The organism is Candidatus Eisenbacteria bacterium, assembly GCA_016867495.1.
Lineage (GTDB): Bacteria > Eisenbacteria > RBG-16-71-46 > CAIMUX01 > VGJL01 > VGJL01.
This window is the reverse complement of sequence record VGJL01000192.1, coordinates 1-4,775: the sequence shown is the minus strand read 5'-3', so window position 1 is coordinate 4,775 and position 4,775 is coordinate 1. Positions and strand designations below refer to the sequence as shown.

Below are 4,775 nucleotides of genomic sequence, written 5' to 3'. Positions count from 1 at the left end.
CATCGAGTGGGACTACGTGTCGGCCGGCAAGTACAAGAGCACGTTCCACTCGATCGGCGCCGGCCCGCTCACGGACGAGCAGCGTGAAGAGGTGCAGGGTCTCGTGGACGACGTGTACGCCGAGATCGTGCGCGCGGTCGTCGAGGGTCGAGGGCTCTCGCGCGAGCGGGCCGAGCTAGTGTGCGACGGGCGCATGTTCTACGGTCATCAGGCCGTCGAGGCGGGGCTCGTGGACTCCCTGGCGTTCTGGGCCGACGCCAAGGCGGTCGCGGTGAGGCTCGCCGGCCGGAAGCCGCCCGAGGAGACCGACGGCATCACGACGCTGAGCGTCTCCGACTGGCGCGACAAGGCCTACGATTGGCACCCCGGCCCGACGATCGCGGTCGTCGGGGCGTACGGCAGCATCGACGTCGGCAAGGGCGGACACGACCCCGTCTGGGGCGGCGAGTCCATAGGATCCGAGACGCTCGTCGCGGCCCTCGCTCGGGCGAGGCGTGACCCCAGGGTCCAGGCGGTCGTGCTCCGCGTCGACAGCGGCGGCGGGAGCGCGCTCGCTTCGGACATCATCTGGAAGGAGACGATGCGCGTCGCCGCGAAGAAGCCGCTCATCGTCTCGATGGCCGACGTCGCCGGCTCAGGCGGCTACTACATCGCCTGCGCCGCGGAGCGCATCTTCGTAGATCCGCTCACCATCACGGGCAGCATCGGGGTCGTCGGCATGAAGCCGTCGCTCGCCGGCCTCTACGAGAAGATCGACGCGACCCACGAGACCTTCAAGCGCGGGCAGTACGCCGACATGTGGTCCACGACGCGGCGCGCCACCGACGATGAACTCGCCATGGCCGAGGACCTCATGGAGCGGCACTATGACGACTTCGTCGCCAAGGTCGCCCAAGGCAGGAAGCTCGACGAGGCGCGCGTCCGCGAGATCGGCCAGGGCCGCGTCTACACCGGCAACCAGGCCGTGGCCATCGGGCTGGCCGACCAGCTCGGGGGCCTCTCGGAGGCCATCGACTACGCCTGCGAGCGCATCGGCGTCGAGCGCGACCGCGCGACGGTCGTCGCGTTCACGGAGAGCCCGTCGTTCTTCGATCTCCTGTTGAAGTCGGCCTCGGCGAAGCTCGGGCTCTCGAGGCTCATCAGCTTCGGCGAGACCGGCCCGGAAGACCTCGTGCAGTTCAGGATGACGAGCCGGGTCCCGGGGCAGTAGAGAGGTCCCATGCCCAAGAACGGCCGCCCGGAACCCGGAGGAACGCGCGCGGGTCCGACGAGGATCCGGGCGGCCGACGTTCTTCGCCCCACCTTCAAGCGCGCCTTCTGGCACGCCTACGACCATCTCGGAACGCTCATCGTCGCCAATCTGCTCTGGTGCGTCCTCTGCCTCGGAGTGGTCACAGCGCCGCCGGCGACCGCCGGACTCTTCAGCCTCGCCCGCAGGATCGCCGCCGACGAGGACGCCCGCCTCGCAGACTTCTGGGTCGGCTTCCGTCGCGACCTCATCCCCTCGATCAAGCTCGGCGCCTTCACTGCCGGCGCCGCAGCCCTTCTCTGGTTCAACATCAGGTTCTATGGCCGCCTTCACGGACGCGCGGCGTTTGCCGGCACAGCGCTCGCCACACTCCTCGTCTGGTCCGCGGCCTTCTTCGCGCTCATGCACGTCCACCTGCATCCCCTACTGAGCGGGGGCGACAGGCGCCTGCGGACCGCCCTCCGGAAGTCCGCCCTCCTCGCTCTTGACAACCCCGGCTTCACCATCGTCATCGCTCTCCAATCGGCCCTCCTCGTCGCGCTGCTCGTCGCAAGCGGCGTGGGCCTTCTCCTCCTTGCCGGCAGCCTCACGGCCGTCATCCTCTCCACCGGCCACCGCGAGCTCCTCAAGAAGTACTTCCCGGGCTCCGACGCAGCCTCGGAGGCCCCCGAGACCCGCTCCTGGCGGGACCTCTGGAGGCCCTGGGAGAGCCAGAGACCCCGCTGATCGACCCATCCTGAAGACCAAGCATCAATATTCTTAATCTACACATTGAATTCGGTTGACATTGTGCAACCGCTAGCTTAATATTCGTGTCGTACACCTGCGAATGTGGAATCCGTTCCTGGAGTTCCTGAGACGAGGAGGGTGAGCATGATTCATAGACAGCCGCCGACCTGCGCCGCGTGCGGCGGCGAGATGGTGGTCAGGGAGCTCGAGTGCCCGGCGTGCGACATCACGGTCCGCGGGCGCTTCGAGACCTGCCCCTTCTGCACGCTGTCGCAGCAGCAGCTCGACCTCATCAAGATCTTCCTGAAGTCGCGCGGGAACATCAAGGAGGTCGAGCGCGAGATGGGCATCTCCTACCCCACGGTCCGCGCTCGACTCGAGGAGGTTGTGCGGGCGCTCGGATTCGCCCCGGTACCCGAGGTGACGAAGGACATGAAGGCCGAGCTTCTGGCGAAGCTCGAGGCGGGAGAGATCGATGCAGACGAGTTCCTACGACGGCTGGCCGACGCGTCCGCTTAGGACCGGGATGTGCCCCACCCCGGAGCTGTGGACGACCATCCCCTGGAGTGAGGTCGGGTTGGGCGATCGGGCGCGCAGACCGACCATCAAGGCAAGGAGACACGACATGGAGACCGAGAAGCTCAGGATCCTCAAGATGCTCGAGGACAAGAAGATCACGGCGGACGAGGCCGCGAAGCTGATCGACGCCCTGGACCGCGCCGACTCGCGTCCCTCGGAGCGCGAGCTCAAGCGCCGCTGGATCCACGTCAGGGTGGAGCAGGACGGCGACGAGACCGTGAACATCCGTGTGCCGCTGGCGCTCCTCAAGCTCGGGTTCAAGTTGGCGCCGCACGCTCTGGGCGCAAGGACGCACAGGAGCGAGCGCCACGCGGAGATGGCCAAGGAGAGGGCGGAACGGGCCATGGAGAAGGCCGAGAGGATCAAGGAGAAGGTCCGCCGGAAGCTCCAGGAGAGGCTCGGGCCCGACGCGGACCTCGACGAGCTGACCGGGGCCTTCACGGAGGGGCTGGAGGGGCTTGGCGAGAGCCACGAGAGCCACCACGCCCTCTTCGGGGACAACGGGCTCTCAGGTCTCGACCTCGACGTCGAGAAGATCATCAAGATGGCGCAGGAGGACGGCTTCGACGGCAAGATCCTCGACGTCTACGACGACGAGGAGGACAAGAGGGTCACGATCCGGCTGGAGTAGGCGGGCCTCAGCCCGAACCGCAGGACCTGCAGGACGCGGCGGAACAGGAGGCGCAGGAGCTGGTGGCGCCACCGGCCACCCGGGACACGAGCGGCCGCGACTTCCGCGCCCCGCAGACGGGGCAGGTATGGGGCTTGTCCCTCGCCTCGAACGACTCAAGCTCCTCGAAGCGCGAGCCGCAGGCCTTGCACTCGTACTCGTAGATGGGCATCACGTGCATCCTAGCGCCTCTCCGCCCCCGCGTCAAGCCGGCGCCCGGCAGGTGTTTCCCACTTGACGGGCGCTCGGCGTGCCCCCTACCATCCTCGCCACGTGCACCCCAACGGGGAGTTCCCAAGATGCGCCTCGGAGACAGCATGATGACCATCGCAGACGTGTTCGCCCGGGAGATCCTCGACTCGCGCGGGAACCCGACGGTCGAGGTGGACGTGACGCTCGAATCGGGCGTCGTGGGGCGGGCCGCGGTGCCGTCCGGCGCCTCAACGGGCACGCACGAGGCCGTCGAGCTCCGGGACGGCGACGAGAAGCGCTACGGCGGCAAGGGCGTCCAGAAGGCCGTGGCGAACGTCAACGAGACCATCGCCCCGGAGATCATCGGTCTCGACGCCGACGAGCAGACCGACATCGACGGCATCCTCCTCGAACTGGACGGCACGGAGAACAAGGCGTCGCTCGGGGCGAACGCGATCCTCGGCGTCTCGCTCGCCTGCGCGCGGGCCGCGGCGGTCGCGCTCGACATCCCGCTCTACCGCCACATCGGAGGCGTGAACGCGAGGACCCTCCCCGTCCCGCTCATGAACGTCCTCAACGGCGGCAAGCACGCCGACAACAACCTCGACATCCAGGAGTTCATGATCGTTCCGGCAGGCGCGCCGTCCTTCACCGAGGCCATCCGCATGGGCGCGGAGGTCTTCCACGCCCTGAAGAGCGTTCTCAAGGCGCAGGGGCTTTCCGTCGCCGTGGGCGACGAGGGCGGGTTCGCGCCGAACCTCGGCTCGAACGAGGAGGCGCTCGGCGCGATCGTCCGCGCCATCGACAAGGCCGGGTATGAGCCCGGCGGCGACGTCTTCCTCGCGCTCGACGCCGCCGCGAGCGAGTTCCACAAGGACGGCCGGTACGTCTTCGCGGCCGAGAAGAAGAGCCGCACGAGCGAGGAGATGGTCGAGTACTACGCTGAGCTCGTGGACCGCTACCCCATCATCTCCATCGAGGACGGCCTGGCCGAGGACGACTGGCGCGGCTGGGTTCGACTGACCGAGCAGCTCGGCGGCGACATCCAGATCGTGGGCGACGACATCTTCGTGACGAACCCCGACCGCCTCGCCCGCGGGATCGAGGAGGGCGCGGCGAACTCGATCCTCGTCAAGCTCAACCAGATCGGGACGCTCACCGAGACGCTCGACACCGTCGCGATGGCGCACCGGAGCGGGCTCACGACGGTCATCTCGCACCGCTCGGGTGAGACCGAGGACTCGATCATCGCCGACGTCGCCGTCGCGGTGAACGCGGGGCAGATCAAGAGCGGAAGCGCGTCGAGGACGGACCGCCTCTGCAAGTACAACCAGCTCATCCGCATCGAGGAGGAGC

6 protein-coding genes are annotated in these 4,775 nt (G+C 67.9%); 5 read left to right on the top strand and 1 reads right to left on the bottom strand.

Annotated elements, in window-relative coordinates; genetic code table 11:
• The 4 genes from sppA to FJY88_11955 form a co-directional block, all read left to right on the top strand.
• On the top strand, positions 1-1,210 hold a 1,210-nt coding region (gene sppA, locus FJY88_11970; GenBank protein MBM3288050.1), incomplete at its 5' end, for a signal peptide peptidase SppA.
• 9 nt (positions 1,211-1,219) lie between these two features.
• On the top strand, positions 1,220-1,975 hold the full coding sequence (locus FJY88_11965) for a DUF624 domain-containing protein (GenBank protein ID MBM3288049.1): 756 nt from the start codon (positions 1,220-1,222) through the stop codon (positions 1,973-1,975).
• Positions 1,976-2,122: 147 nt separating this feature from the next.
• Positions 2,123-2,497: a DUF2089 domain-containing protein gene (locus FJY88_11960; protein ID MBM3288048.1), complete on the top strand. Its 375-nt coding sequence runs from the start codon at positions 2,123-2,125 to the stop codon at positions 2,495-2,497.
• Positions 2,454-3,188 (top strand): hypothetical protein, encoded by a 735-nt coding sequence (locus tag FJY88_11955; protein ID MBM3288047.1) that lies wholly within the window; start codon positions 2,454-2,456, stop codon positions 3,186-3,188. The genes FJY88_11960 and FJY88_11955 overlap by 44 nt, the downstream gene beginning before the upstream one ends.
• Before the next feature lie 7 nt (positions 3,189-3,195).
• Here the strand turns inward: FJY88_11955 and FJY88_11950 are convergent, their stop codons facing one another.
• Positions 3,196-3,399, bottom strand: a complete 204-nt coding sequence (locus FJY88_11950) for a zinc ribbon domain-containing protein (protein MBM3288046.1) — start codon at positions 3,397-3,399, stop codon at positions 3,196-3,198.
• A 145-nt stretch (positions 3,400-3,544) separates the two neighbouring features.
• On the opposite strand from FJY88_11950, the gene FJY88_11945 reads away from it, so the two are divergent.
• A partial coding sequence (locus FJY88_11945) for a phosphopyruvate hydratase (protein ID MBM3288045.1) occupies positions 3,545-4,775 on the top strand: 1,231 nt, incomplete at its 3' end.

What these genes read in the sequence shown, in the direction of transcription:
- FJY88_11965 (MBM3288049.1), top strand. Translation starts at nt 1,220, where the DNA reads ATGCCCAAGAACGGCCGCCCGGAACCCGGAGGAACGCGCGCGGGTCCG.
- FJY88_11960 (MBM3288048.1), top strand. Translation starts at nt 2,123, where the DNA reads ATGATTCATAGACAGCCGCCGACCTGCGCCGCGTGCGGCGGCGAGATG.
- FJY88_11955 (MBM3288047.1), top strand. Translation starts at nt 2,454, where the DNA reads ATGCAGACGAGTTCCTACGACGGCTGGCCGACGCGTCCGCTTAGGACC.
- FJY88_11950 (MBM3288046.1), bottom strand. Translation starts at nt 3,399, where the DNA reads ATGCCCATCTACGAGTACGAGTGCAAGGCCTGCGGCTCGCGCTTCGAG.